Source organism: Mycobacterium sp. (assembly GCF_036490025.1).
Taxonomy (GTDB): Bacteria; Actinomycetota; Actinomycetes; order Mycobacteriales; family Mycobacteriaceae; genus Mycobacterium.
The window spans coordinates 19,165-46,054 of the sequence record NZ_DASXEP010000023.1 but is presented as its reverse complement, the minus strand read 5'-3'; the positions used below and the strand labels follow the sequence as shown (position 1 = coordinate 46,054).

28 protein-coding genes are annotated in these 26,890 nt (G+C 65.0%); 16 read left to right on the top strand and 12 right to left on the bottom strand.

Annotated features, from left to right (window positions below):
• From VGG53_RS02645 to VGG53_RS02635, 3 genes are all read right to left on the bottom strand, one after another.
• Positions 1 to 773: SLC13 family permease (locus VGG53_RS02645; protein WP_331516441.1), on the bottom strand; the 773-nt coding region annotated here is incomplete at its 3' end.
• A gap of 2 nt (positions 774 to 775) precedes the next feature.
• The gene (locus VGG53_RS02640; protein WP_331516440.1) at positions 776 to 1,696 is read right to left on the bottom strand and encodes an MBL fold metallo-hydrolase; all 921 of its coding nucleotides are present in this window, start codon (positions 1,694 to 1,696) and stop codon (positions 776 to 778) included.
• The gene (locus tag VGG53_RS02635) at positions 1,696 to 2,454 is read right to left on the bottom strand and encodes a 5-oxoprolinase subunit PxpA (RefSeq protein WP_331516439.1); all 759 of its coding nucleotides are present in this window, start codon (positions 2,452 to 2,454) and stop codon (positions 1,696 to 1,698) included. Before VGG53_RS02635 ends, VGG53_RS02640 begins: the two co-directional genes overlap by 1 nt.
• A 43-nt stretch (positions 2,455 to 2,497) precedes the next feature.
• Here VGG53_RS02635 and VGG53_RS02630 point away from each other — a divergent pair, with 43 nt between their 5' ends.
• Both VGG53_RS02630 and VGG53_RS02625 read left to right on the top strand, forming a co-directional pair.
• Complete coding sequence (locus tag VGG53_RS02630) at positions 2,498 to 3,232, top strand: SDR family oxidoreductase (RefSeq protein WP_331516438.1); 735 nt, start codon at positions 2,498 to 2,500, stop codon at positions 3,230 to 3,232.
• A 61-nt stretch (positions 3,233 to 3,293) separates the two neighbouring features.
• A complete protein-coding gene (locus VGG53_RS02625; RefSeq protein WP_331516437.1) occupies positions 3,294 to 4,481 on the top strand; it encodes a LacI family DNA-binding transcriptional regulator in 1,188 nt (395 codons plus the stop codon).
• A gap of 21 nt (positions 4,482 to 4,502) precedes the next feature.
• On the opposite strand, the gene kstR is transcribed toward VGG53_RS02625, so the two are convergent.
• Positions 4,503 to 5,108 carry a cholesterol catabolism transcriptional regulator KstR gene (gene kstR / locus VGG53_RS02620; protein ID WP_331516436.1) on the bottom strand — a complete coding sequence of 202 codons (606 nt, stop codon included), beginning with the start codon at positions 5,106 to 5,108 and terminating at the stop codon, positions 4,503 to 4,505.
• 295 nt (positions 5,109 to 5,403) lie between these two features.
• Here kstR and VGG53_RS02615 point away from each other — a divergent pair, with 295 nt between their 5' ends.
• Together VGG53_RS02615 and VGG53_RS02610 are read left to right on the top strand one after the other, a co-directional pair.
• Positions 5,404 to 7,527 (top strand): acyl-CoA dehydrogenase, encoded by a 2,124-nt coding sequence (locus VGG53_RS02615; protein ID WP_331516435.1) that lies wholly within the window; start codon positions 5,404 to 5,406, stop codon positions 7,525 to 7,527.
• Between the two features lie 43 nt (positions 7,528 to 7,570).
• Positions 7,571 to 7,912 (top strand): hypothetical protein, encoded by a 342-nt coding sequence (locus VGG53_RS02610; protein WP_331516434.1) that lies wholly within the window; start codon positions 7,571 to 7,573, stop codon positions 7,910 to 7,912.
• A 42-nt stretch (positions 7,913 to 7,954) separates the two neighbouring features.
• Here VGG53_RS02610 and VGG53_RS02605 read toward each other — a convergent pair whose 3' ends face one another.
• The 4 genes from VGG53_RS02605 to VGG53_RS02590 all read right to left on the bottom strand — a co-directional run bounded on the left by VGG53_RS02605 (position 7,955) and on the right by VGG53_RS02590 (position 10,998).
• Positions 7,955 to 8,713 (bottom strand): DUF2182 domain-containing protein, encoded by a 759-nt coding sequence (locus VGG53_RS02605; RefSeq protein ID WP_331516433.1) that lies wholly within the window; start codon positions 8,711 to 8,713, stop codon positions 7,955 to 7,957.
• A 32-nt stretch (positions 8,714 to 8,745) separates the two neighbouring features.
• Positions 8,746 to 9,381, bottom strand: a complete 636-nt coding sequence (locus tag VGG53_RS02600; RefSeq protein ID WP_331516432.1) for a DUF1326 domain-containing protein — start codon at positions 9,379 to 9,381, stop codon at positions 8,746 to 8,748.
• Between the two features lie 42 nt (positions 9,382 to 9,423).
• On the bottom strand, positions 9,424 to 9,987 hold the full coding sequence (locus VGG53_RS02595; RefSeq protein WP_331516431.1) for an NAD(P)H-dependent oxidoreductase: 564 nt from the start codon (positions 9,985 to 9,987) through the stop codon (positions 9,424 to 9,426).
• An 84-nt stretch (positions 9,988 to 10,071) separates the two neighbouring features.
• Positions 10,072 to 10,998, bottom strand: coding sequence for an NADP-dependent oxidoreductase (locus VGG53_RS02590; RefSeq protein ID WP_331516430.1), 927 nt, complete (start codon positions 10,996 to 10,998; stop codon positions 10,072 to 10,074).
• Between the two features lie 212 nt (positions 10,999 to 11,210).
• Here VGG53_RS02590 and VGG53_RS02585 point away from each other — a divergent pair, with 212 nt between their 5' ends.
• The 3 genes from VGG53_RS02585 to VGG53_RS02575 all read left to right on the top strand — a co-directional run bounded on the left by VGG53_RS02585 (position 11,211) and on the right by VGG53_RS02575 (position 13,321).
• Positions 11,211 to 11,705 carry a nitroreductase family deazaflavin-dependent oxidoreductase gene (locus tag VGG53_RS02585; protein WP_331516429.1) on the top strand — a complete coding sequence of 165 codons (495 nt, stop codon included), beginning with the start codon at positions 11,211 to 11,213 and terminating at the stop codon, positions 11,703 to 11,705.
• A gap of 286 nt (positions 11,706 to 11,991) precedes the next feature.
• Positions 11,992 to 12,402 carry a MarR family winged helix-turn-helix transcriptional regulator gene (locus tag VGG53_RS02580; RefSeq protein WP_331516428.1) on the top strand — a complete coding sequence of 137 codons (411 nt, stop codon included), beginning with the start codon at positions 11,992 to 11,994 and terminating at the stop codon, positions 12,400 to 12,402.
• Between the two features lie 67 nt (positions 12,403 to 12,469).
• Entirely contained in the window at positions 12,470 to 13,321 is an 852-nt protein-coding gene (locus tag VGG53_RS02575) for a type 1 glutamine amidotransferase domain-containing protein (RefSeq protein ID WP_331516427.1), read from the top strand.
• A 4-nt stretch (positions 13,322 to 13,325) separates the two neighbouring features.
• Here VGG53_RS02575 and VGG53_RS02570 read toward each other — a convergent pair whose 3' ends face one another.
• Both VGG53_RS02570 and VGG53_RS02565 read right to left on the bottom strand, forming a co-directional pair.
• Positions 13,326 to 13,859, bottom strand: a complete 534-nt coding sequence (locus tag VGG53_RS02570) for a hypothetical protein (protein WP_331516426.1) — start codon at positions 13,857 to 13,859, stop codon at positions 13,326 to 13,328.
• A gap of 42 nt (positions 13,860 to 13,901) precedes the next feature.
• Positions 13,902 to 14,981: a ferredoxin--NADP reductase gene (locus tag VGG53_RS02565; protein ID WP_331516442.1), complete on the bottom strand. Its 1,080-nt coding sequence runs from the start codon at positions 14,979 to 14,981 to the stop codon at positions 13,902 to 13,904.
• Positions 14,982 to 15,126: 145 nt separating this feature from the next.
• Between VGG53_RS02565 and hsaA the strand changes: the two genes are divergently transcribed.
• The 6 genes from hsaA to VGG53_RS02535 all read left to right on the top strand — a co-directional run bounded on the left by hsaA (position 15,127) and on the right by VGG53_RS02535 (position 20,780).
• The gene (gene hsaA / locus VGG53_RS02560) at positions 15,127 to 16,311 is read left to right on the top strand and encodes a 3-hydroxy-9,10-secoandrosta-1,3,5(10)-triene-9,17-dione monooxygenase oxygenase subunit (protein ID WP_331516425.1); all 1,185 of its coding nucleotides are present in this window, start codon (positions 15,127 to 15,129) and stop codon (positions 16,309 to 16,311) included.
• Positions 16,312 to 16,315: 4 nt separating this feature from the next.
• Complete coding sequence (gene hsaD / locus VGG53_RS02555; RefSeq protein ID WP_331516424.1) at positions 16,316 to 17,188, top strand: 4,5:9,10-diseco-3-hydroxy-5,9,17-trioxoandrosta-1(10),2-diene-4-oate hydrolase; 873 nt, start codon at positions 16,316 to 16,318, stop codon at positions 17,186 to 17,188.
• Positions 17,188 to 18,090, top strand: a complete 903-nt coding sequence (gene hsaC / locus VGG53_RS02550) for an iron-dependent extradiol dioxygenase HsaC (protein ID WP_331516423.1) — start codon at positions 17,188 to 17,190, stop codon at positions 18,088 to 18,090. Before hsaD ends, hsaC begins: the two co-directional genes overlap by 1 nt.
• Positions 18,091 to 18,093: 3 nt before the next feature.
• Complete coding sequence (gene hsaB, locus VGG53_RS02545) at positions 18,094 to 18,657, top strand: 3-hydroxy-9,10-secoandrosta-1,3,5(10)-triene-9,17-dione monooxygenase reductase subunit (RefSeq protein WP_331516422.1); 564 nt, start codon at positions 18,094 to 18,096, stop codon at positions 18,655 to 18,657.
• Between the two features lie 75 nt (positions 18,658 to 18,732).
• Positions 18,733 to 19,086 (top strand): VOC family protein, encoded by a 354-nt coding sequence (locus VGG53_RS02540; protein WP_331516421.1) that lies wholly within the window; start codon positions 18,733 to 18,735, stop codon positions 19,084 to 19,086.
• Positions 19,087 to 19,166: 80 nt separating this feature from the next.
• Positions 19,167 to 20,780 carry an FMN-binding glutamate synthase family protein gene (locus VGG53_RS02535; protein ID WP_331516420.1) on the top strand — a complete coding sequence of 538 codons (1,614 nt, stop codon included), beginning with the start codon at positions 19,167 to 19,169 and terminating at the stop codon, positions 20,778 to 20,780.
• On the opposite strand, the gene VGG53_RS02530 is transcribed toward VGG53_RS02535, so the two are convergent.
• Positions 20,777 to 22,048 (bottom strand): hypothetical protein, encoded by a 1,272-nt coding sequence (locus tag VGG53_RS02530; RefSeq protein WP_331516419.1) that lies wholly within the window; start codon positions 22,046 to 22,048, stop codon positions 20,777 to 20,779. The two genes, VGG53_RS02535 and VGG53_RS02530, sit on opposite strands and share 4 nt — an antisense overlap.
• A 295-nt stretch (positions 22,049 to 22,343) precedes the next feature.
• Between VGG53_RS02530 and VGG53_RS02525 the strand changes: the two genes are divergently transcribed.
• From VGG53_RS02525 to VGG53_RS02515, 3 genes are all read left to right on the top strand, one after another.
• Positions 22,344 to 23,507 (top strand): FAD-dependent oxidoreductase, encoded by a 1,164-nt coding sequence (locus VGG53_RS02525; RefSeq protein WP_414688863.1) that lies wholly within the window; start codon positions 22,344 to 22,346, stop codon positions 23,505 to 23,507.
• Positions 23,507 to 24,598 (top strand): methyltransferase, encoded by a 1,092-nt coding sequence (locus tag VGG53_RS02520; protein WP_331516417.1) that lies wholly within the window; start codon positions 23,507 to 23,509, stop codon positions 24,596 to 24,598. The genes VGG53_RS02525 and VGG53_RS02520 overlap by 1 nt, the downstream gene beginning before the upstream one ends.
• Before the next feature lie 206 nt (positions 24,599 to 24,804).
• A complete protein-coding gene (locus VGG53_RS02515) occupies positions 24,805 to 25,701 on the top strand; it encodes a PE-PPE domain-containing protein (RefSeq protein ID WP_331516416.1) in 897 nt (298 codons plus the stop codon).
• Here VGG53_RS02515 and VGG53_RS02510 read toward each other — a convergent pair.
• Positions 25,698 to 26,864 (bottom strand): pyridoxal phosphate-dependent aminotransferase, encoded by a 1,167-nt coding sequence (locus tag VGG53_RS02510; RefSeq protein WP_331516415.1) that lies wholly within the window; start codon positions 26,862 to 26,864, stop codon positions 25,698 to 25,700. The two genes, VGG53_RS02515 and VGG53_RS02510, sit on opposite strands and share 4 nt — an antisense overlap.
• Positions 26,865 to 26,890 lie beyond the last annotated feature (26 nt).

Genomic DNA, 26,890 nt, shown 5'->3' with positions numbered 1-26,890 from the left:
TGGGACAGGCTGCGCACCGCCATCACGGCGGCCCCGGCGAGCGCTGCCCACGCCGGTGCCACCCCGGCCGCTTCGGCGATCACGAAACCGATCAGCGTCAGCGCGACGATCACCAACGCGAACACCGGCGTCGGGGGCACTGGCTCATCCTGCTGAGGATCGGGCTGCACACTGAGGTCGGCGCGGAAGAACACCCGGAAGACGACGTAGACGGTGCCCACTGCGGCCAGCCACGGCAGCGTCATCACCACGGTGAAGTTGATGAACGATAGGTTGGTTGCGTGAAAGGCAAGCAGGTTGGTCAAATTCGACACCGGAAGCAACAGCGATGCGGCATTGGCCAAGTGCGCCGTGGCGTAGGCGTGCGGACGAATGGGCGCCCGCAGTCGCCGGACCGTGGTCAACACCACTGGAGTGAGCAGTACCACCGTGGCGTCCAGGCTCAGCGCCGCGGTGATGGCTGCGGCGATCACGAACACCTGCCGCAGCAGGCGCACTGAGCCGACGCGGCCGCGCGCCATTGCCGCACCGGCGGCCTCGAAGAGGCCTTCGTCGTCACACATCTTGGCCAACACCAACACTGCGCCGAGGAACGCGACCACGCGGAGCAGCCGGGCTGCTTCGGTGGCCGCGTCGTGCATCGAGATCGCGCCTACGGCTATCAGCAGCACCACGGCCGGCACCGCGGCGAACGCTTCCGGCCAACCCCGCGGGCGGGCGACCGCGAACGCGAGAACTACTGCCAGCGATAGGAGAGCCAGAAGGAGCGTCAAACTCAGGCCCACGGGTCTTCGCGTCGGAACACCGTCGGCAGCTCCAGCGCAACCGCGTCCTGCTCGGCCAGTCCGCTCAGCACGCGCAGCGATACGTCCAAGTCGTCGGCCACATAGGGCAAGGCCCGCAACGGCTTTGACAACGGACGGAAGAAATCGTCCCAGTGCACCAGGACCACCCGCCGCGCACCGACGGTCCGCACCGTCTCCGTCCAGTAGTCGACGAGATACGACTCCGGCTGCACACCGAGCTGACCCACACCGAGGTAGACGACATCAGCGCGCTGACCGTTCAGCGAACCTTTCACAAATCCGGCACTGCCCTGGATCAACAGCTGCCGGCGCGACGGCCGGTGATGTACCAACGCCGACCAGGCCTCTCCGCATCGGTAGGCCGCGACTTTCACCGGTGGTACCACCGGCTGATCGATGGTGCCGGGAAACCGGTCGGGTGGGCTATGACGCGACTTGATCAACGTTACGTCGAAGGCGCCCAGCTGAATTGGCGTAGCCGAGTCGGCGACTATCAAGCGGTCCTCGGCAAGACCGTAGCCGCGGCCGATATTGGCCGCGGATTCGCCGCCGACCAATTGGGCGCCGGTGCGGTCTGCGACGAGCGCGGAATCCAAGGCGTGGTCGAAATGCGTGTGCACCGGGACGACGGCCGACAGCCGGGTGACACCGACACGTGCCAGACACCCGTCGACCCGGGCGGGCGACGGCGAAATCTTGCCCACCCCCACGCGGGCCAGGCTCGGCCGGGAGAAGAACCCATCGGTCATCAACGCCGAGGAACCGTCGTCGATCAGCAGTGTCGAGACTCCCAACCATGTCACCGACAGCGGCGCATCGGATTCGGCGACCGGCACACTGAATCGGTGCGAGTGCCGCGCGAGGTCCGGACGCCCGGGTCGCAGCCGCATCAGCAAAACGCCTTCAGGTCAATGCCGTCGGCCTTCAGCCGGTCACGGACAGCCGATGCGATCTGCACCGCGCCGGGTGAATCACCGTGCACACAAACCGATTCGGCGCTTAACGCGACCGTTGATCCGTCGATCGCGGTCACGGTTCCTGCAGTCACCATGGCCAGCACCCGGTCGGCGATGGCGGCCGGATCGTTCAGCACCGCGCCGGGCTCCCGCCGCGACACGAGCCGGCCGTCTGGCCGGTAGGCGCGATCGGCGAACGCCTCAGGCACCGTGCGCAGCCCACGATGCCGGGCCTCATCGAAGAACGCCGAGCCGGCCAGGCCAAGCACCGGAAGGCCGGCATCGACCATTCGTACCGCCTCCGCGACCGCTGCCGCTTGTTCATCGTTGGTCACGATCGTGTTGTACAGCGCGCCATGGGGTTTGACGTACGACACCACTGATCCGGCGGCCTGGGCCAGTCCATGCAATGCGCCGATCTGATACACCACGTCGGCAAGCAGATCGTCGGCGGCGACGTCGATGAAGCGGCGGCCGAAACCAGCCAGGTCGCGATAGCTCACTTGGGCGCCGACGCGGACACCGCGCTCGGCGGCCAGCCGGCACACCGACAGCAGTCCGGCCGGATCGCCGGCATGGAAACCGCACGCCACGTTGGCGCTGGTGACGATGCCGAGCATGGCGTCATCGTCGCCGAGCCGCCAAACACCGAAGCCCTCACCCAGGTCGGCGTTGAGGTCGATACAGGCCACGGTCGTTAGCTTAAGCTGCGCATCCGCGCGTAGCTTCGGCCATGTGACGATTGACGGCAAGGTAGTGGCGATCACGGGCGCCAGCAGCGGGATTGGTGAAGCGACTGCGGCGCTGCTCGCCGAACGCGGAGCCAAGCTGGTGCTGGGTGCGCGCAACACCGAAAAACTCAATGCGGTGGCCGCCCGGCTGTCGGCGACCGGCGCCAGTGTCGTCGCCAAGCCGACGGACGTTAGCCGTCGAACCGGCCTGGCGGAGTTGGTCTCGACGGCGACTGAGGCCTATGGCCGGCTGGATGTTCTGGTCAGCAACGCCGGCATCATGCCCGTCTCGCAGTTCGACGAGCAGCACGTCGACGACTGGGAGGCGATGGTCGACGTCAACCTCAAAGGCGTCCTCTTCGGTATCGCCGCGGCGCTTCCGGTATTCCGTCGGCAGGGATTCGGGCATTTCGTCAATACCGCCTCCACCGCGGCATTCCGGGTCACACCGGGCCAGTCGGTCTATGCGGGCACCAAGATGGCGGTCCGCGCGATCTCTGAGGGGCTCCGTCAGGAAGCGGGCGAGTATGTGCGGGTGACCATCATCTCGCCCGGTATGACATCGACGAACTTCGCCGACTCGATCACCGATCAGGCTACCCGCGCCGCATTGGAGCACCGCCGTGACGAGATCGCGATGCCGCCGGAGGCGGTGGCCCGCGCGATTGCCTTCGCCATCGATCAGCCGCCTGACATCGATGTCGGCGAGATCGTCGTGCGGCCTACTGCCCAGGCGTAGTGCGTCGAAAAACCCCGCGACCAGACACTCACCCGCGCGATGCCCAGTAACCTCACCAAACATGAGCCCCATGCCGCGTCGCCGGGCTGAGTCGGATGGCCCGACTCCTCAGCAGGCCGCTGCCGGCCCGCATCGTCGCCGGGCTGGGTCGGATGGCCCGACTCCTCAGCAGGCCGCTGCCGGCCCGCATCGTCGCCGAGCGACCCTGGCATCGCTGGCCGCTGAGCTCAAGGTATCCCGCACCACGATCTCGAACGCGTACAACCGCCCCGATCAGCTCTCGGACGCGCTGCGTGAACGCGTGCTCGCCACGGCCAAACGGCTGGGCTATGCCGGACCCGATCCGGTAGCGCGGTCGCTGCGCACCCGTCGGGCAGGTGCGGTGGGTCTGATGATCACCGAACCGCTCACCTATTCGTTCAGCGACCCCGCAGCGCTAGATTTCGTTGCGGGACTTGCGGAATCGTGTGAAGAACGTGGTCAGGGGCTGTTGCTGGTGGCGGTTGGTCCGAACCGCGATGTCGCCGACGGGACGGCGTCGGTGCTCGCCGCGGGCGTGGATGGCTTCGTGGTGTACTCAGCAGCCGACGACGATCCCTATCTGCAGGTCCTGTTGCAACGGCGGCTGCCGGTGGTGGTGGTGGACCAACCCAAGGACGTGCCCGGCGCATCGCAGGTGGGCATCGACGACCGCGCGGCCATGCGCATGATGGCCGATCGCGTGCTGGGGTTGGGCCACCGCGAGATCGGACTGCTGACGATGCGGCTGCTGCGGGACCGTCACCAAGGTCTGGCCGACGCCAAACGCCTGCACGCGTCGACGTTTCACGTGCAAAGCGAACGCATCCGCGGTGTCCGCGAGGCGATGGCCGCCGCTGGACTCAACCCTGATTCGCTCACTGTCGTCGAAAGCCACGAGCACACCGCGGCATCCGGTGGCGTCGCGGCGCAAGTCGCGTTGCGGGCCAATCCCCGGATCACCGCGCTGATGTGCACCGCCGACGTGCTGGCCTTGTCGGCGATGAATCACCTTCGCGCACAAGGCAAGCACGCGCCCGGCCAGATGACCGTCACCGGCTTCGACGGCGTACCCGAGGCGATCAGCCGCGGACTGACCACGGTCGCGCAGCCGAGTCTGCAGAAGGGTCGTCGAGCGGGCGAGCTCCTGCACCGAGGCGACATCAGCCCGACGATCGAGGTGCTCGACACCGAGCTGATCCGCGGGCGTACCGCCGGGCCGCCGGCCTGAGGGGCCGGCTCGACCCCGAAATCACACCGTGGCGGTGTCCCCGTTGCCGATCAGCAGCCGCACCGCCAGATCCAGCCGCTTGCTGACGTCGGTGGCCGAAGCCCGCCGGGTCAGCCAGGCCAGCAGATTCGACGTCCATACGTTGGAAATCACCCGGGCGATGTGGTACTGCTCCTCGGTCGGCTCGCCGTCGGCCATCGCGCGGGCGAACATGGAATCGATGATCTTCTCGGCGTGATCGACCTCACCGGCCGCCGACGCGTCGGCGAAGACATAAGCACGGGTCATGGCCTCGGTCAGCAGCGGATTGCGCTGCATCGCACGGTTGAGTTTGCTGACCATGAAGTTCAACCGCTGGTACGGGGTCCCGCCGCTCAGGATGGGGCCGTCAGTCTTGGCGTCGATGCGCTCGAATTCCCGGCCCAGCGCCGAAACCAGCAGATGCACCTTGGACGGGAAATACCGGTACAGCGTGCCCACGGCGACATCTGCGCGGTCGGCGACGGCCCGCATCTGAACAGCCTCGTATCCGCCCTTGGAGGCGATGGCCATGGTTGCGTCCAGGATGCGCTTGCGACGTTCCCGCTGTGCCTCGGAGCCGAGTTCCGACTCGGCCAGTACTGCCACGTTCATCACCTCACGAGGTTGGGCAGTGGACGAACTCGAGGGTTGCCCCGAGTTGGTGTGTGCTGGCCCCGAACCAGAAGGGGTCATCTGACCGACAGCTCCTTTTCTCGCGTCCTCGCTCGAAACGATACGCATGCCGAGCGCGAATCTCCCACCTCCGTGCCGCTGAGGACACCGGGATGTCCTGCTGCGATGGCATTCGACTTGACGATCGAACACTGGCACTATTAGAACACGTTCTAGTGCTGTGCGTTGCGTCTCGGACAGCGCCATTCCCGTCGACCGAGGAGTTCAGGTGGCCACGACCATCACCGACGAACAGTTTGCGGCGAGGGAGTTGGTGCGCGACTGGGCTGCCGGATCCGGCGCGACCGTAGCGGTCCGGGATATCGAGCAGGGTGAGCCGAATGCCTGGCAGCCGGTCTACCACGGACTGGCCGAGCTGGGCTTGTTCGGCGTCGCGGTCGCCGAGGGGTGTGGCGGCGCCGGCGGCAGCATCGTGGACCTGTCCGCGATGGTCGAAGAGGCGGCGAAGGCCCTGGTGCCCGGACCGGTGGCGACCACCGCGCTGGCCACGCTGCTGGTGTCCGATCCACAGCTGGCCGAGGCTCTCGCGTCGGGCGCACGCACCGCCGGGATTGCGCTGCAGGGTGACGTCGAATTCGATGCGACGGCTTCGCGGGCCTCGGGCACCGTGCCGTGGGTGCTAGGCGGCGTCGCCGAGGGCGTGCTGTTGGTCCCGGTCGGTGACAAGTGGCTGCTTGTCGACTCCGCCGCCGCCGATGCGGCCGGCACTGTGGCCGTCGAACCGCTGCGGGCCACCGACTTCTCCCGCCCGCTGGCGCGGGCAGTGCTCACCTCGGCGCCGGCCACCGTGCTGGACGCTCCCGCGGACTGGGTCGGCGACCTGACCGCGATGCTGCTGTCGGCCGAGGCCGCGGGGATCACCCGGTGGACGCTGGATACCGCCGTCGCCTACGCCAAGGTGCGCGAGCAGTTCGGCAAACCGATTGGCAGCTTCCAGGCGATCAAGCACCTGTGCGCCGAGATGCTTTGCCGCACCGAGCAGGTGGCGGTGGCCGCCGCCGATGCTGCCCGCGCGGCGAGCGACGGCGATCATCGCCAGCTGTCCATTGCCGCGGCCATCGCCGCGGGTATCGGCATCGACGCCGCCAAGGCCAACGCCAAGGACTGCATCCAGGTGCTCGGCGGCATCGGGATCACCTGGGAGCACGACGCGCATCTGTATCTGCGCCGGGCCTACGGGATCGCACAGTTCCTCGGCGGGCCGGCGCGCTGGTTGCGCCGCACCACCGAGTTGACCGGAGCCGGCGTTCGTCGCGATCTCAGCATCGACCTCGGTGAGGTCGCCGAGCTACGGCCCGAGATCGCCGACGCGGTCGCCCGCGTCGCCGCATTGCCCGAGGACAACCGCCAGGCCGGGTTGGCTGACGCCGGGCTGTTGGCGCCACACTGGCCCGCACCGTACGGACGCGGCGCCGGACCGGCCGAGCAACTGCTGATCGACCAGGAAATGTCGTCGGCGGAGGTGGTCCGTCCCGACCTGGTGATCGGCTGGTGGGCGGCGCCGACCATCCTCGAGCACGGAACACCTGAGCAAGTCGAACGTTTCGTGCCCGGGACTCTGCGCGGCGAAATCTTCTGGTGTCAACTGTTTTCCGAGCCCGGCGCCGGGTCGGATCTCGCGTCGCTGCGCACCAAAGCGGTCCGGGTCGACGGCGGGTGGGAGCTGACCGGACAGAAGGTGTGGACGTCCTCGGCGCATAAAGCACAGTGGGGTGTCTGCCTGGCCAGAACGGACCAAAACGCCCCAAAGCATAAGGGGATCACCTACTTCCTGCTCGATATGGATTCGCCCGGCATCCTGATCCGGCCGCTGCGCGAGATCACCGGCGACGCATTGTTCAACGAGGTCTTCCTCGACGGTGTGTTCGTCCCCGACGAGATGGTCGTCGGCACCGTCAATGACGGCTGGCGGCTGGCCCGCACCACGCTGGCCAACGAGCGGATCGCGATGGCGGCGGGCACCGCGTTGGGCAACCCGATGGAAGAGCTGCTCGCAGAGGCGTCCAAGGCGAATCTCGATGTCGCACAACAGGATCGGCTGGGGCGGTTGATCATCACCGCGCAAGTCGGCTCGCTGCTCGACCAGCGCATCGCTCAGTTGGCGGTGGGTGGCCAGGATCCCGGCGCACAATCCAGCGTGCGCAAACTGATCGGGGTGCGGTACCGGCAGGCACTGGCCGAATTCCGAATGGATCTGGCGGACGGCTTGGGCATTGTCTTGGACAAGAGAGTCAAAGATTTCCTCAACACCCGCTGCCTGACGATCGCCGGCGGCACCGAGCAGATCCTGCTGACGCTGGCTGCCGAACGGCTTCTCGGCCTGCCGCGCTGACGAACTTCGTACGGCCGTGAAGCTGCAGGGAAACGCGACGCCGATGAGGGCTCTGGCAATCGTGGCCTGCGTCGTCAGCGCCATCGCCGCGGTGTGGTTCGGCGTCCAAGCGGCCTGGGACCTATACCTGACCGGCTTTCCCGACGGGCATCTCACCGACTACGACACAGCAGTCGACGCGCCCAAACAGATCCTCATGTGGGTGGAGTTTGGTTTCGTTCCACTCTTTGTGGCCCTTGCCTTTTCGCCGATCGGCACCCGGGCGCGGGGCGCCGGATTGCTCGCCGCCCTGACCGCGCTCGTCCTCATCGTTGTCATCCAGCTAGTCGGCGTCCCTTGGTATTTCGGAATCCACCTCGGTCTCGATAACGGAATCGGCGGCTAGTTGAGCTGCCGCCGATTGAGCTCGACAGCGTTACCGCGCGACTCACAGGGCCAGACTCAATCCGCCAACCAGGACCATCGCGGCTCCCGCGAACCTTCCACCCAGGTCACCGAATGGGACCGTCTTCTCCAGCAGAACGAAGACGGCGATCGTCGCGATCCACAGCAGGTTCATCACGCCGCCGACGAACAACAGTCCCATCAGGATCCAGCAGCAGCCCACGCAGTAGGCGCCGAGCCTCAGCCCTATGCGGAAGGCGCCGAGGTTGCCCGCGCGCCAGTAGCGGGACAGAAAGTGCGCCGGGGTCCGGCAGTTCCTCAGACAGGCATTCTTAACCGGGGTCAACTGGTAGATGCCTGCCGAGATCAGCAGCGCCGCTCCGAACGACGCACTTCTGGACACCATCGTCGGGGAGAGCAGTGCGGCCTGATCGAGGGCATGCTGAGCGATGGTGGCCGCGAGACCAAAGACCGTCCACATCGCGATATAGCCAGTGACGAATACGAACGTTGGGGCCAGTGGGTTGTACTGAGCCGCGGCCTTCCGTGCGACTGCGGCGTACATCAAGGTCATTGGCGCCGCGGTGGGAACCATCATGGCGACCATCATCACGGCCCACATCGTCAGTCTCAGACCGAATTCGGTTGCCGTCCAAGGCTGTAGCCCGGTCATTGCGTCCAGCATCGGTTCCGTCGATTGACCTGTCATGTCGGCCGAACCGGTCGACGTTCGGTGTGCTGTCACCACGACGTAAACCCAGGCTGCGATGGTGATGCCGGTTAGCCCGGTCAATACTGCCATCCGGTCTCGGTGTCGCCAGGCCCAAGACGTGGTCAGCGGATGAGTCCGTCCTGGTTCATGTGCAGAACGTTGAATTGGCCGTAGCTGTCGGTTAATTCAAGCTCGATTCCCGCCCGCGCCCTGGTGTTGCCGTTGCCCATTTCGGCATAGAGATAGCGCGGTCCATCCGGCGTACTCAGGCGTATCCGGCTTGACTCTCCTCGGCTCAGGGTCCGGGGGAGCGGCGTCCCGCGTGACTCGACCAGACCTTCGATCGTGACGCCGGCCATCCGCTGGTCGACATCGATCGACAGTTCGATGGGTGCGTACACCGTGTCCAGCACGGTCGACATCATGCTGTTGTACACGAAGAAATGCGTCGCGCCGGGAGTGGTCGACTCGCCATGGAGGATCTTCCGAAGTGCTTCTCGCTGAATCGGATCCGCACGTTCGTCGATGATGACCTGCTGCGTGCCGTTGCCCTCGGCGACCTCACCCGGCCAGGACATCACCATCGCCCAGTCCAGACCGTCGAGATTCGTATCGTTGAAGTTTCCCTCGTCGATGTGGCCGCACATGAACGCCTCGCAGTGCCCCTGCGTTGACTTCGCACCGAACTGGCAGGGGCAGCCCCAGGCGCAGTTGCAATTCTCGAACTCCGTACCGTGAATCGTCCATCGATCAGTCACCGGACTCTCCCGTTTCTCGCAACCTCGCCGGAGGGTGCTCCATCAGCCGCGCAGCGGCTTCAACGCCCCTGCCCAACTTTCAACCTGCTCGAACAGGATGGCAGCGGCGTGGTTATGCAGCGCTGCCGGGGTGAACGCGGCGAAGTTCTCGAAGTCGGTGAACAACGAAAACGACAGCTGCTGGCGGACTGTGGCGATCTGCAGTTCGCCACACACCCCGCGCAGATGCTCGATCGCGCGCGCGCCGCCCAGGGAGCCGTAGGCGACGAAGCCGGCCGCCTTGTTGTTCCATTCGGCGTAGAGGTAGTCGATGGCGTTCTTGAGTACCCCGGACGTCGAGTGGTTGTACTCGGGGGTGACAAAGATGAAGCCGTCGTACGCACCGACGATGGCCGCCCACGCCTTGGTGTGGGCGTTCTGGTACTGACCGAATGACGGCGGCATCGGCTCATCGAGGAGGGGAAGCGGGTGGTCGGCGAGATCGATAATTTCATAACATGCGCCCGGCCGCCCCGAAGTCTGCCCGAGCACCCAATCGGCGACCGCCCTGGCGTGACGACCCGGCCGCGTGCTGCCGACGATAATCCCAATTCTCACATCAGTCATGACTGTCTCGTACTCCTATCTGATTGCTGCACAGTTGAATTCCGGTGCCTGCACTGAGGACGGCGCGTCTGAGGCCTCCTTCGCTCATGGTCGCAGCACCAACTTGCCGCGGGTGTGCCGTAGTTCTACTTCCTGGAACGCGTCCCGCACATCATCGAGGGCGAAAACTCCGGCGATCGGCACTTCCAGCTCACCCCGCGCGACGAGGTCGGCCAGCTCGGCGGCCACCGCCGCGGTTGCGGCATCCGCGCCGCCTGCCGACAAGACCCCGAACCGCTCGACGGCAGCAAAATCGGCGATGGTGTCGACCCTGTCGCGCGGCACGTTGAGTTCCTCGACCGCCATGGCAACATATCCGCCACCGAAGAAATCCAGCAGCGCGTCGACGTGTCCGGACGGCGCCGCGGCACGCAACCGGGCCGGCAGGTCGTCACCGTAGTTGACCGGGACCGCGCCGTGCTCGGCGAGCCAGGTATCGTTGGACGGCCCGGCGATGCCCAGGACCGTGGCCCCGGCATGTCGGGCCAGTTGAACCGCGGTCGAACCGACACCGCCGGCCGCACCCGCGATCGCTACGGTCTCCCCCGGCACGAGGCCCACCGACCGCACCGCGGCATAGGCAGTGGCGCCCGCGACAAACAGCGAGCCGGCCACCTCCCAGGAAACCTTCGTCGGCTTGGCGGTCAACTGGTTTCCCGGCACTGTCACGTATTGGGCATGGCTGGACCGGCGCATTGAGAACCCGATCACCTCGTCGCCCACGGCGAAATCGCTGACGCCGGAGCCGACTTCGGCCACCACTCCCGCCAGGTCGCTGCCTTGACCGGAGGGAAAAGTGGCCGGGAACTGGTCAGCCAGGGCGCCACTCCGGATGACCGCCTCACTTGGATTGATTCCGGCTGCCCTGACCTCGACCAGAACCTCACCGGACTCCGGAACGGGGCGGGGCACCTCGCGCACCTCGAGGACGTCGACGCCGCCGTACGAATCGAACTGCACTGCTTTGGGCATGAGCGCCATAGTAGCTGATTTACATGATATGTCAATCAGTTGAGGAGGCAAGTACCGATAGATGGTGCGTGCGCCATATCGCGTTAACCAGCGATAACCTCTAAGAGGTTCCCATTTCCGCGCGTCGTACCTCGCCCAGCTCCCGAGCGATAATTGATTGACAGATCACGTAAAGCCACTACTGTGACGTTTATGACCAAGACACCGGCATCATGACAGAGGTCAATGAGTTCAATCGCCGCAACATCGAAGAGTTTCGCGCCAATCACGGCCGCCTCGGTGGGCCGTTTGAGGGCGCACCGGTTTTGTTGCTACACACGACCGGAGCACGTAGTGGCCAACAACGGGTGCACCCACTGATGTATCTGGCCGACGACGATCGCTACCTGCTGTTCGCCTCGGCGGCCGGTGTTGACAGCAGCCCCGCGTGGTATCGGAACCTCATCGCCAACCCCGACGCCATTATCGAAGTCGGAGACGAGCGCCGCCATGTACATGCCGTTGAACTGAGCGGCGCAGAACGCGATGCGAAGTACGCCGATCAGGCCCAACGGTATCCGCAGTACGCCGAATACCAGCGCATGACGACCCGCTCTATCCCCGTCGTGGCGCTCATCCCCAAGCCAGCCACGCCGCGAAGACCTGGCCTGAACGCACCGGAGATGTCTAGAACCCAAGCCCGCCCGCCGCGGCAATCGAAAAGCTAACGGGTGCAGGGGATTTCATGCAATGTCTGGCTGCGGTTTTGGTCCTGGTGCCGGAGGCGAATTTTTGTGAGTGAGATCGTCCCGTTCAACCCAATGCACGTGATCCTTGAGGTGTTCGGCCGCCAGGTACCGTGGCGAGCATCAACCACCACCGACGATAAGCGGTCAGAGTCCGCAGAAAGAGCGTGAAATGTCGCGCACCCCTCGGTCGGCCCCGCCGGATAGCTCCTGGCTGTCACCGGCGCAGCGCCGCGCGTGGGTGGCCTATATGCGTGTGCAGTTACAGATGAACTACGAGATCAATCGACAACTACAGCGTGATAGTTGCCTGTCCTTGGCCGACTATCACGTGATGAATGCGCTGAGCAACGCGCCTGACCACAAGATGCAGGTCACCGAACTCGCGGCGTTGATTGGATGGGAACGCAGCCGGCTCTCGCACCACCTGCGTCGGTTGAGCGAGCGCGGCTTGACCAAACGCATTCAATCCGCCGACGACGGCAGAGCCACCGACGCGGTGTTGACCCAGACGGGCATGAATGCCATGGAGGAGGCCGCGCCCGGCCACGCGATGCTTGTGAAGAAGCTGTTCTTTGGGCCATTGCCGCACGAGCTTGTTGCTCCCTTCACCGCTGCGTTGGAACACATCCAGGCCAGCCTCAATCTCAACTCGTCGTTGCCGCCCGTACCTCTGTAGGAGTTCTTCTAGCGGGATGTTCTGACAGCCCTGGTGATCCTGTAGGCCGTAAGCTCACTCATAGCCAATGGGTACTGTGCTGATCCCGATTCCGGACCGCGACTTCGACCCGACCGAGGTCGCGGTCAGTTGGCAGGTGCTGCGCGCCAACGGTCACCAAGTCGTCTTCAGCACCGAAAGCGGCACGCCCGGAATCGCCGACGACATCATGCTCAGCGGTCGCGGCCTCGACTTCTGGTCTGCACTACCAGTATTGGGTGCCATCACGGTGGTGGGACGAGCGCTGCGGGCCAACAAGGACGCCCGCCGGGCCTACCGGGAAATGCTGAGCTCGCCCGAATACCGGAATCCGTCCAGCTGGGCGGACAGCACGCTCGACGGCATCGACGGGTTGCTGCTGCCCGGCGGCCATCGCGCCCGCGGAATGCGCTCCTACATCGACAGCGACACCCTGCACCGACTCGTCGTCGACGCGTTTGCCCGCGGCGTGATCGTGGCCGCAATCTGCCACGGCGTGCTGCTGGCCGCGCGCAGTATTGATCCAGCGACTGGTCATTCGGTGCTCTACGGGCGTCGCACCACGGCGCTGACCTGGGCGCTGGAGCGCAGCGCCTGGCGGCTGACCCGGGTCACCCGGTTTTGGGACCGCAACTACTACCGCACCTACAGCGAGCAAACGGGCCAGCCGCCGGGATACATGTCCGTGCAATCCGAAGTCACCCGCGCCCTGAAAAACCCGGCGGACTTCTGCGACGTCAAGCGCGGGACGCCGTATTGGCGGATGAAGACCTCCGGAATGGCGCGCGACACCGCAACCGAGTCGCGGCCGGCGCTCGTCGTCGACGACGGCTCCTACGTGTCGGCGCGCTGGCCGGGTGACACCCACACGTTCGCAAACGTGTTGTCGCAGAAGCTTTGACAGCTCAGGAGAAGTTGGCCTGTGCGCAGGTGCTCGGTGAGGTGATGTTCACCCCGCTGTAGACCACCTGGATGTGCGTGCAGGAGATGACGTTGATGTTCAATCGAGGCTGGCCGGTGTGCCAATCGGTCGCGTCGATCCGGCCGACGGTCTGGTATTTCTCCGGCGGACCCTCGCCCATGTAGATGGTTGTGACTTCATCGGCGCCGCCGTCCTTCATCACCCGGTCGTACTGGGCGGTGGCGTGCACGTCCAGATACGCCGTGCGGCTGTTGGGGCGGATCGTGGTGCTCTGCCGCGACCACAGGTCGTTCGGGAATCCGATCACCCCGTCGCCGGACTTCCGGTCGGCGCCGACGGTGAAGTCGCAGCTGCCGTTCGCGGGATGACAGTCGAGCCGGGAGAAGGTCTCCAGCTGGGTGCCGTCGGGCAGGGGCGTGAGCGTGGTGGCGTTGTTGCCGGCCGCCGGGGCAACCGCGGGAGGTGTCAACGCCAGCATCAGACCGACGCCTGCCAGTGCCGTGACCAGCCGTTTCATCCCGCGTCCTCTCGCTAAGCCTGAGCAGAACCTACGCTGCGGTTACTCGTCGTAGGTGACTTCAACCGAATCGGTATCCGGGTGCGACTGGCAGGCCAGGATCAACCCCTCGTCGAGGTCCTGCTGTTCCAACACGTCGTTGACCTCCATGCTGACCTTGCCGTTGCGCAGGGTGGTCGCGCAGGCGCCGCAGTGACCCTCGCGACAGGAGAACGGCGCATCCAGGCCGGCATCCAGCAGGACGTCGAGCAGCTTGGCCTTGCGCGGCCACGAGACGTTGTGGGTCTGCCCGTCGAGTTCGACGACCGCGGTGGCCGGTGGCTCCCCATCATCACTGTGCTCGATCGTCACGGCAGCGAACGGATCGGTTTCCAGCGACCGGAACACCTCGAGATGTATTTGCGGCGCAGGCACTTTCAACGCCTCGAGCGCTTCGCGCGCAGCCTCCATGAATGGCCCCGGCCCGCAGATGAACGCCTGCCGATCGGTGAACGGGGCCGCCAACTGTGCCAAAGCATTGGCCGACGGCAGGCCCTGCAGCGACTCCAGCCAATGCACCACGCTCAGCCGGTCCGGGTGCTTCGCGGCGAGCTCGCGCAGCGCGTCGCCGAAGATCACCGACCGTTCGTCGCGGTTGGCGTAGAGCAACACCACCTGCCCGCTGCCTTCGGACAACGCGGACTTGCAGATCGACATGATCGGCGTGATTCCACTGCCGGCGGCCAGCAGCACGAAGTCGTCGTCGAGGGTCTTGGGCACGAACGTGCCCGACGGCGCCAGCACGTGAACCCGCATGCCGGTGTGCGCGTTGTCGCACAGCCAGTTCGACGCGTAGCCGTCCTTATCCCGTTTGACGGTGACGGTCATCGCCTCGTCGGTGAACGGTGAGCTGCACAGCGAGTAGCAGCGGGCCACCGAGCCGGTGCGATCGCTGGGAACGCGCAGCGTGAGAAACTGACCGGGGGCATAGCGCAGCCGCTCCGCCGGTATCTCGGGATCTTGGGGTCCATCCGGGACCCGGAACACCAGCGAACGGGCGTCCTCGGTCTCGGTGACGACGCCGGCGATCTCCAGCTCCAGGACGTGGCTGCCGAGTGGTTCGTCGGGAATCGTGTCCGTCACCACCCCGTCCCTTCCTTCAGTCATAACTAGAACAGGTTACAGAAACCTGGATGAGTATCGCTACCAGCCGCAGGAATACCCTGCTCGACACAAATCGGAACGTGTTCTAGTCTCTGTCTAAGATAAGCCACCTATGGAGGAACCCGTGACGTCCATTGAACAACGTGACGCCCAGTCGGTCCTAGACGGCATCGACGAGCTACTGCCCAAACTGCGGCAGCGGGCCCAGGAAACCGAGGACTTGCGCCGACTGCCCGACGCGACGGTGAGCGAGCTTCAGGAGATCGGCTTCTTCAAGTTGCTGCAGCCCCAGCAGTGGGGCGGGCTGGAGTGCGACCCGGCGGTGTTCTACGAGGCGGTCCGCCGGCTGGCCAGTGCGTGCGGTTCCACCGGCTGGGTGAGCTCGATCATCGGCGTGCACAACTGGCATCTGGCGCTGTTCGACCAGCAGGCCCAGGACGAGGTCTGGGGTCAGGACGCGGGAGTCCGTATCTCGTCGTCCTACGCCCCGATGGGCGCCGGCACGGTCGTCGACGGCGGCTACCTGGTCAGCGGGTCGTGGAACTGGTCGTCGGGCTGTGATCACGCCACGTGGGCCTTCCTGGGCGGTCCGGTGATCAAGGACGGCCGGCCGGTCGACTTCGGCAGCTTCCTGATCCCGCGCACCGAGTACCGCATCGACGACGTCTGGCATGTGGTCGGCTTGCGTGGCACCGGCAGCAACACCGTGGTCGTCAAGGACGTATTCGTCCCCCGGCACCGGTTCCTGTCCTACAAGCAGATGAACGACGGCACCGCAGGCGGCTATCAGAACAACACCGCCCCGGTCTACAAGATGCCTTGGGGCACAATGCATCCCACGACCATCTCGGCGCCGATTGTTGGTATGGCCTACGGCGCGTACGAGGCGCACGTGGAGCATCAGGGCAAGCGGGTGCGTGCGGCATTCGCCGGCGAGAAGGCCAAGGACGACCCGTTCGCCAAGGTCCGCATCGCCGAGGCGGCCAGCGACATCGACGCGGCGTGGCGACAGCTGATCGGCAATGTCAGCGACGAGTACGCGCTGTTGTCTGCGGGCAAGGAGATCCCGTTCGAGCTGCGCGCCCGCGCCCGGCGCGACCAGGTGCGCGCCACCGGGCGGTCGATCGCCTCGGTGGACCGGCTGTTCGAGGCCTCCGGTGCCACGGCGCTGGCCAATGATGCACCGGTGCAACGCTTCTGGCGTGACGCGCACGCCGGCCGGGTGCACGCGGCCAATGACCCCGAGCGGGCGTATGTGATCTTCGGTAACAACGAGTTCGGGCTGCCGCCCGGCGACACCATGGTCTAGCGGAATGACGGCGACTGAAGAGCTCACCTTCGAATCCACCTCGCGATTCGTCGAGGTTGACGTCGACGGACCGCTCAAGCTGCACTACCACGAGGCGGGTGTCGGCAACGATCAGACGGTGGTGCTGCTGCACGGCGGTGGCCCCGGTGCGGCGAGTTGGACGAACTTCTCCCGCAACATCCCGGTGCTGGCACAGCGCTTTCACGTGCTGGCCGTCGACCAACCCGGTTACGGTCACTCCGACAAACGTGCCGAGCACGGGCAGTTCAACCACTACGCCGCCAGAGCGCTGAAGGGTCTGTTCGACCAGTTGGGCCTGGGACGTGTTCCGCTGGTGGGCAATTCGCTGGGTGGGGGTACAGCGGTCCGGTTCGCGCTGGACTATCCCGACAACGCCGGGCGGCTGGTGCTGATGGGCCCCGGTGGCCTCAGCGTCAACCTGTTCGCACCTGACCCCACCGAGGGCGTCAAGCGGCTGGGCAAGTTTTCCGTCGAGCCGACCCGGGAGAACCTCGAGGCGTTCTTGCGGGTGATGGTCTACAACCAGAAGCTGATCACCCCGGAGCTGATCGACGACCGCTTCGCGCTGGCGTCCACGCCTGAATCGCTGACCGCGACTCGTGCGATGGGAATGTCGTTCTCCGGAGCCGACTTCGAGCTCGGCATGATGTGGCGCGAGGTGTACAAACTACGTCAGCCGGTGCTGCTGATCTGGGGGCGCGAGGACCGGGTCAACCCCATCGACGGCGCGCTGGTCGCGCTCAAGACGATTCCCCGCGCGCAGCTGCACGTTTTCGGCCAGTGTGGACACTGGGCGCAGGTGGAGAAGTTCGACGAGTTCAACAAGCTGACCACCGACTTCCTGGGAGGTGCGTGATGAGCATCCGTTCACTGGGCTACCTGCGCATCGAAGCCACCGATATGCAGGCCTGGCGCGACTACGGCCTGAAGGTCCTCGGCATGGTCGAGGGCAAGGGCAGCACCGAGGGCGCGCTCTATTTGCGGATGGACGACTTCCCGGCGCGCCTGGTGATCGTGCCGGGCGAGCACGACCGGCTTTCGGAAGCCGGCTGGGAATGCGCGAATGCCGAAGGGCTGCAAGAGATCCGGAACAGGCTCGACGTCGAGGGCACGCCGTACAAAGAGGCCACCGCCACCGAGCTGGCCGATCGGCGAGTCGACGAGATGATCCGGTTCTCCGATCCCTCGGGCAACTGCTTGGAGGTATTCCACGGCGCCGCGCTCGAGCACCGCCGGGTGGTAAGCCCATACGGGCACACGTTCGTCACCGGTGAGCAGGGCCTGGGCCACGTGGTGCTGACCACCCGCGACGACGTCGAGACATTGCACTTCTACCGCGATGTACTGGACTTCAAGCTTCGTGACTCGATGCGGCTGCCGCCACAGGTGGTGGGACGGCCCGCCGATGGGCCGCCGGCCTGGCTGCGGTTCCTGGGCTGCAATCCCCGTCATCACAGCCTGGCCTTCATGCCCGGGCAGACCCCCAGCGGCATCGTGCACCTGATGGTGGAGGTCGGTGAGGCCGACGACGTCGGGCTGTGCCTGGACCGGGCGCTTCGGCGCAAGGTGCCGATGTCGGCCACGCTGGGCCGCCACGTCAACGACCTGATGCTGTCGTTCTACATGAAGACGCCCGGCGGATTCGATATCGAGTTCGGTTGCGAGGGAAGGAAGGTCGACGATATCGACTGGATAGCCCGGGAGAGCACCGCGATCAGCCTCTGGGGTCACGACTTCAGCGTCGGTTTCCGCGGGTAGCAAATGACCGAGCAGATCGACGCCCGCACGTTCCGCAGTGTGCTCGGTCAGTTCTGCACCGGGATCACGATCATCACCACCGTGCACGACCACGTCCCAGTCGGATTCGCGTGTCAGTCCTTCGCGGCGCTGTCGTTGGAGCCGCCGCTGGTGCTGTTCTGTCCGACCAAAGTCTCGCGGTCCTGGAAGGCCATCGAGGCCACCGGTAAATTCTGCGTCAATCTGTTGACCGAGAGCCAACAGCACGTTTCGGCGCGCTTCGGCTCCAAGGAGCCGGACAAGTTCGCCGGCATCGATTGGACCGCATCACCTTTGGGCTCGCCGATCATCGACGGATCGCTGGCCTACATCGACTGCACGGTGGCCTCCGTGCATGACGGTGGCGACCACTTCGTGGTGTTCGGCTCGGTGACGTCGCTATCCGAGGTTCCGAAGATCAAGCCGCGGCCGCTGCTGTTCTATCGCGGCGATTACACCGGCATCGAGCCGGACAAGACCACGCCGGCGCAATGGCGTGACGACTTGGAAGCATTCCTCACCACGACCACCCAGGACACCTGGCTCTGACCGGTTCGGCTCCTCCGCGATGAGTTCTGTCCTCTCGGCAGGTCTGACCTTGTGAGACCTGCCGAAGGGGGATAGATGTCAATCGCGCATCTGTTGGCGGTTGTTCCGGTCACCGACCTGGAGCGGAGTCGGCGCTGGTACGAGACATTGTTCGGACGAGAACCGGACAACAACCCAATGCCCAACCTCGTGGAGTGGCAGGCGGTTCCGGGTGGGTGGGTCCAGGTATTCATCGACGATCAACATGCAGGCTCAACAGTCGTCAACTTCGCCGTCCAGGATCTCGACGCGCATATCGACGAGCTGAAACAGCGTGGTCTCGCGCCCGGCGAGATCGTCGACGCCAACAAGGGCGTGCGCCTGTCGGCGCTTAGCGACCCTGACGGCAACAAGATCTGGTTCATCGGCGGCTTCCGCGTCCACTACTGATGGGGTCCGACTACCGGATTGACATTTCGCGTTGACGGCTACGCTCGCAGTGAACATTCTGGCGCAGGAGGCGGGCTGGGTTGATCCGATTTGGTTTGGTCGCATTGCTGACGGCTATGGCGGGGGCATTGCTGACCGCGGCTTTTGTGGGGCCATGGGGCTGGTGGATTCCTGCTGTCATGATCGCGGTCATCGCGGCCGTGGGCATCTACGACCTCGTCCAGCGTAAGCACTCGGTGTTGCGCAACTACCCGGTATTGGGGCATATGCGGTTTCTGCTGGAGGCGCTGCGCCCGGAGATACAGCAGTACTTCATCGAGCCCAACTTCGACGGACGCCCCTTCGACCGTGACGTCCGCTCGCTGGTCTACGAGCGGGCCAAGGGCACCGCCGCCGAACAGGCGTACGGGACCGAACGCGACATCGACGAGCCCGGCTACGAGTACCTGGTGCATTCGACGGCCCCGGTCGAACCACCCACCGATCCGTACCGGGTGAGGATTGGCGGGCCTGATTGCACGCGACCGTATGACATGGCCCTGATGAACGTCTCGGGGATGAGCTTCGGCGCATTGTCGGGCAACGCGCTGCGCGCACTGAACAACGGCGCCCGCAAGGGCGGGTTTGCCCACGACACCGGCGAAGGCGGCCTGACCCCCTATCACCTTGGCGGCGCCGACGTGGTCTGGGAGCTCGGCTCCGGCTATTTCGGTACCCGTACCGAAGACGGTGCTTTCGATCCGGGTCAGTTCGCGGACAAGGCGGCTCACGATCTGGTCAAATGCATATCGCTCAAGTTGAGCCAGGGCGCCAAGCCCGGCATTGGTGGTGTGCTTCCCGCCGCCAAAGTCAGCGCAGAGATCGCGAATTATCGAGGCGTTCCGAAAGGCGAGAAATGCGTCAGCCCGGCGGCGCATTCGACGTTTCACACGCCGCGTCAACTGATCACGTTCGTGGCGCGGCTGCGAGAATTGGCCGGCGGAAAACCGGTGGGCTTCAAGCTGTGTGTCGGTTCCCGGGTCGACGTGCTGGCAATGTGCAAGGCGATGCTGGCGGAAGGCGTGACGCCTGACTTCATCATCGTCGACGGCGCCGAAGGCGGAACCGCCGCGGCGCCACTGGAATACGAAGACCACATTGGCCTTCCGCTCACCGACGGATTGATGATCGTCCACAACGCCTTGGTCGGCGCGGGGCTGCGGGACAAGATACGAATCGGGGCCAGCGGCAAAGTCGCCACCGGAAATGACATCGTCAAACGCATTATCCAAGGCGCGGACTACACCAACTCGGCGCGATCGATGATGATGGCGACGGGCTGCATCCAATCTCAGCGGTGCCACACCAACCACTGCCCGGTCGGCGTCGCGACTCAGGATCCGCGTCGGGCGCGAGCTCTCGACGTCGCCGACAAGAGCGAACGCGTGTACCGCTACCAGCAGGCAACCATCGCCCAGGCGATGCGCATCATGGCATCGATGGGGGTCTCCGACCCATCGATGCTCAACCCGCACATGCTGCGCAAGCGGCTATCGTCCACCGAGCAGCGTTCGTACGCGGAGCTTTTCGAATGGCTGGCGCCGGCCGAGCTGCTCAATCATGCGCCGGGCACCTGGCGCTCGGATTGGGAAAGCGCGGACCCGGACTCCTTTGCCCCGGTCGGCTGTCAGCCCCGTGCCGGCCAGTCTGTCTAGCGTCGGTGCCAGCGGTCTTGGTGTTCGGCGTGCGTGCCCAAATAGGCACCAGTCCCGAATAATTCGTCGTAGAAGTCCGTGTCGAGGTGTTGGGCCTGTAGGTACATCAGGACGTGCACAGTCGGCACCGTGGCGGGCAGTTTCCCGAAGCTGTCATAGATGTAGGACGCTTCGGCCGTCACCACCTCCTGAGTGGCCTCCGGTGGCAGCGCGGAGCCGCGAACCTTGGGGGTATCCGACCACGGGCCAGGTGTATCCGGGTGAAATGGGCCGCCGGGACCATACTTTCGTGCGACCAGCTTCTCTACCCCCGCGGCTACCGACGGCACATGCGGTGGGCTGAGCGTCTCGAAGTATCCAGGCAGCCCGGTGACGTTGGGGAAGGGCCAGCGCTCGTCGTCGTCGGCGACGAAACCCAACCCTGGCGCCCGCGGATCACCGGAGCCACCCAGCACGGACAATCTGTTGAGCCCGTCGTAGGTCCAGCCGCCCAGACCCATCGCTTGCAATGCCAGCACCCCGTTGTTGGCGGCGATCGCCAGTTCCGCACTGGCCTCGGTGATCGTGTATTGTTCGACGAACGACAACGGAAGCGGATCGTCCGAGTGGAGCAACGAAAACCGTTCAAGGCCAGGGATATTGCGGCCAGTGATGTCGTCGACGATCGGGTAGCCGTTGGCCGCGAAGAACCACAGGTTCTCCATCAGGTGCTCGGCGAGATCGGCAACCGGGAACGCCAGCAGGCTGCCCGGATGGTTGGCGATCCAGATGTTGTGTCCTTCCATGTGCGGCTCTTCGCGCGGCAATTCGAGACGAGCTGCCGAGATACGCCGGTAGGACGCCGCCGTGTGGCTGATCCACGCCTCGATGGTGTCGAATTCGCGGGGATGCTCGTCGCGGCTAGGTAAGAGGTAGGTGCCGGTGTCGTCGGTGAAGAACAGCTGGCTGGTATGGAAGCCTGCGGCCGACGGAAAGGTCCGGCCGGTCGCGCTTCCCGAGTAGTTGGGAAACGACGGCGCATAGCCAGGGTGGTGGCTGATCCCGAAATTCCATCCCGTCACCCCCGCGGCGACCGAAATAAGCAGCGCCCGCTCGACTTCCGACAGCGGTTGGACAGGTCGACGACTGGTGTAGGCCAGCGCGCCGGTAGGTATCCGCCCGCCGACCGGAAAGCGACGCGAACGTCGTCCGGTCAGCGCGGCGAACAGTGGGAATTGTGCAAGCTCGGCCAGCGCAGCCCGCTCATGGTCGGAGATAACCAGGCTCACCGGCTCATTTTGTCATTGCGGGTATGTCGTTTCGGAAGCTGGACTCCGGTCGGCAGGTCCGCGAAGTCGATCATTTCGGGGATGCTGGGCGCCGCGGTGAACTTTTCGTCGAAGTATCGCGTGGTAGCAGTAGGTTTGAGAGAGGTTTGTGAGATGAGTTCGCTGCTGATGGTCTACTTCTGGGTCGCCACGCCCTTCGTGGGGTTCGGCCTGGTGAAGCTGCAGGCTCGGCTGGAGCGGTGGGACTACGAACGGCACGCCGAGGACTAGGGCGGGACATCGATTGAAACTTCGGATCCTGGTTGTAGGAGCGGGCGTGAGCGGCATCGCCGCCGCCCGCGGACTGCTGCGCGACGGACACGACGTCACCGTCTTCGACCAGCGACCGAACGTGACGGCAGGCGGCGGAGCCGTGACCATCTGGTCCAACGGCGCAACAGTCCTCGACCAGCTCGGGGTCGACATGACCGGAGCCGGCCAGCTGCTGTCTGCCGTGCGAGTCATGACATCCACCGGTCGCCCGGTTGCCACCATGGACCTCGACGCGATGGTGAACCGGCTGGGCGCGCCGGTTCGGATGGTGCCACGTCGAATTCTGCTGGAACGACTGCTGGAAGGCTTTCCGCTCGATCGCATCCGGTGCGGCTCGCGTGCTGTCCGGGTGGTCAGCAGACAAGACGGAGTCCGGGTCGACTTCGACGATGGCTGCTGGGACCACGCAGATCTGCTGATCGGCGCGGACGGGTTGCACTCGGTGGTTCGCACCGTCGTCGGTGGGCTGCCGGCGAAGCCGACCGGGTGGTGCAGTTGGCAAGGCCTTGTCACCCTGCCCGACATTGCCGACCCCCGCGTCGCAACGATGATGATCGGCGAGCACGGCAACCTCGGCCTCTGGCCGGCCGGAGGTACCGATCTGCAATGGTGGTTCGACTTACCCTGGTCGCCAAGCTTTCTCAGGCCCCACAAACCGATCGAGATGATCCGGTCGCATTTTGCCGGTTGGTCCGATGTGGTCGATGAGGTGCTCTCGACTTTGACCGACGACGATCTGATGCCGTCGCCGTTCCCGCATTTTCGGCACCCGATTCCCCACCCCGGCAAAGGTGCTGTGACGTTGCTCGGCGACGCCGCGCACACCATGCCGCCCACGCTTGCGCAGGGGACCAATCAGGCGCTGCTGGACGCGATGGTGTTGCGTAAGGCGCTGTCGGATATGCGAGGAGGGTACGGCGATATCGCCGCCGCGCTGCGCTGGTATGAGACCACCCGGCGGCGCAAGGTCCAGGCCGTGTCCTGGGTGACCACGCAGCAGGTGTCTCGCAGCGAGTCCGTGCTGCGACCCGCGGCGCTGATCCCGGACCGCCTCACGACGTGGGCCCTGACCAGGTTTCTCGGCTGGGTCAGCCACCGCGATATCTCCGCTGAGGTCAGCCGCGCGTCCCTCGCCGAGGTGCGGTGATGTCGACGACCGCCAGGGTGCCGCCCGCCTCAGCAGCCCGCGCCGTGGAGTGGGTCCGCCATCATTTGTATCGATTCAACCAGGCGTTGACGCCCGCGCCCGCGGCGATGATGGAGATGATCATTGCGAGCTGGTTGTCGCAGGCAATCACGGCCGCCGCCGAATTGGGCGTCGCCGACGCGCTCGCCGATGGGCCGTTGACGATCGAGGAGTTGGCGGCGAAGGTGGATGCCGACCCGGACGCACTGCGCCGACTGCTACGCGCATTGATAGGGCGGGGTGTCTTTCGTCATCGACGCGACGCCCGCTACGAGCTGAATTCTCTTGCCCGGACCCTGTGTTCGCATGCGGAGGTGTCGATGACGTGGGCGGCCCAGTTCTACGGATCCCGTGAGCAACGCGAACGGTGGACTCTGTTGGCGGACTCGATCAGAAGCGGAACATCTGTCGTGCCGGTATTGCACGGCAAGGAGAGCTTCGACTACTTCGCCGAGGATCCCGGGCACGCCGAACTCTTCAACCGCACCATGGCCAGCATTTCCGAGCTGACAGATGCTTCCGTGGTGGCCGGCTACGACTTCAGCGGATATCCCACCATCGTCGACGTCGGCGGCGGGCACGGCTCACTACTGGCCGCCGTCCTGGCGGTGACGCCGGGCTCACGGGGCGTGCTGTACGACTTGCCCACGGTCGTCTCGTCAGCGCAAAAGATCTTGTGCCAGAACGATGTAGCTAATCGAGTACGTATCGAGGCGGGGTCGTTCTTCGACAGCATTCCCGACGGCGGCGACGCCTACCTACTGAAGAACATCGTGCACGATTGGCCCGACGAGAAGGCGGTGCAGATCCTGCGCAATGTTCGCGCCGCAGCCGGCCCCCGCGCCGCCGTCCTGCTGGTCGAATTGGTGATCCCCGACCACGACCGGGACTTCCCGGGAAAATGGGCCGATTTGGAGATGCTGCTGAATTTGGCGGCCCGCGAGCGCACTGCTCTTGAGTATCGAAACCTGCTCAGCCAAGCCGGATTCCGGCTGACGCGGGTAGTGCAGACTGCTTCGCCGCTCAGCGTGGTGGAGGCTCGTGCGGCGTAACTTGCCGCCGATGCGGACGTATGCGATCTTGACCAGTGCGCCACGATGGGATGCTCGCGCTGGAAGAGGCGGTGCAGGTGGGCGTTTCGTGGGAGAAACCGCCGCACGACTGAGTGGCCTCCAGGCAAAAGTCGTATTCCCGGGGTAGTTTCGCAAGTGAGCCCGGCCGACCGAAATCCGACGCCTTCGACCGTCAAGGAGGAGAAATGGCTCAGCACGTGGTCATGACCGTCAGCGGAACCGCCACCAATATGTGGGACCAGACCCCGCCACAACCAGCCGCTGTCGCAAACGCTTTGCCTGGTGTCGCCAGCGGAAACAGTGGCCCATTCTTTTGGCAGCCCGTAGGAAATTATCCCGCCGCCAGTTTTCCGATGGGCCCGTCGGTCGAAGACGGTGTACGGGAGCTAATCCGACTCGTCAATGACGTTTATCCGCCGGGAAATCCTGTAGGGCACGGCATAATTCTTTTGGGGTATAGCCAAGGTGCCATTGTCGTATCGCACTTCATGAGAGATCACGTGGTCAACCCGAGCGGGGAATGCCACGCCCGCTGGCCAGACATCGTAGCGGTGGCAACATGGGGAAACCCCTGCAGAACGCCCGGGTTTGCTTCCGGAAATGATTTCGCCGGCTGGCCAGATCCAGCGAAAGTAGACGGCGTGGTAACCGGCGGTATCGCTGGCCCCGACGACCTCCGGCCTGCGGTCTATGTACCTGTAAGCAAAACGGCCAAGCACTATTGGGGAGAATTTGTCAACACAATTGGCAACGGAAATGACATCTACACCGACTGCCCGGTAGGAAGCAATCCGTGGACAGCTGAAGCCCCCACCGGGGTGGTCGAGACAAACATCTACAATATCGTGCAGAACGTCACCCCGGCCGATATTTTCCAGATCATTCTGGAGGTCGTTGGCGTAGTCGCCACGGCCGGGCTTGAACTCATCCCAATCATCGAAGCCATTATCAATGGCGGCCTGTTTGCGCAGGCCGGGCCCGGTGCCCCGCATTACACTTACGACATTGTCCCAATTACCAATTTCGTTGCGTTGGCCGGATCTGAGACCCAACCGTACGTGAACAGCGCAAACCGGACTTAGTTCGGATGGAGCCACGCCCCCATCCGGCGCAGCGCTTCGTCGATATCGCCCGCAGGTCCGGCAAAGGAGAGCCGAACGTACGAACCGCCGCGCTGCGGGTCGAAGTCGATACCGGGTGCTATCGCTACACCGGTGTCGGCCAACAGCTTTGAACAGAACGCCATCGAATCGTCGGTGAAGTCGGAGACGTCGGCGTAGACGTAGAACGCGCCATCGGTGGGCGCTAGCCGGTCGATGCCGACCTCGCGCAAGCCGCTCAGCAGCGTCGCGCGGTTGACGGAGTACTGGTGCAGATGCCCATCGGCTTCTTCGACCGCATCCGGGGTGAACGCGGCAACCGCGGCGTGCTGCGACAACACGGGTGGGCAGATCGTGAAATTTCCGGTCAGGCGGTCCACCGCCCTGCGCAGCGCCGACGGCACCAGCAACCAACCCAGGCGCCATCCCGTCATCGCAAAGTACTTGGAAAAGCTGTTCACCACGACCGCATTTCGCGAGGTGCTCCACGCGCAGCTCGTCTGTGGCGCGCCGTCGTACACCAGACCGTGATAGACCTCGTCACTGATCAGCCGGACATCTGACTCGTCACACCAGGAGCCGATCGCCGCGAGTTCCGCCGGCTGGATGATGGTACCGGTCGGGTTGGCCGGGCTGGCCACCACAACGCCCCGCACCGGCGGGTCGAGCTCGGCCAGCACCTGCGCGGTGGGCTGAAATCGGGTCTCCGGTCCGCATTCGATCACGACGACCTCACACCCGAGCGCCGTGAGGATGTTGCGATAGCAGGGGTAGCCGGGGCTGCTGACCGCGACCCGGTCACCGACGTCGAAGCAGGACAGGAACGCCAGCAGGAAGCCGCCGGACGATCCCGTCGTCACCACCACGTCATCCATCTCTACCGCGATGCCGTACCGGTCGAGATACGACGCGGCGATCCCGGCGCGCAGCTCCGGAATACCGAGCGCGACGGTGTAGCCGAGCTGATTGAGGTGCAGCGCGGACGCGGCGGCGGCGCGCACCGGCTCGGGAGCCCCGGCGCTCGGCTGGCCAGCGGACAGGTTGACCAGATCGCCGTGGCTGCGCTGGCGTTCGGCGGCGGCCAGCCAGACGTCCATGACGTAAAACGGCGGGACCCCGGCGCGCAGTGCGACGTGATCGCTCATAACGCCAAGGCTAGAGGAGGTTGCCC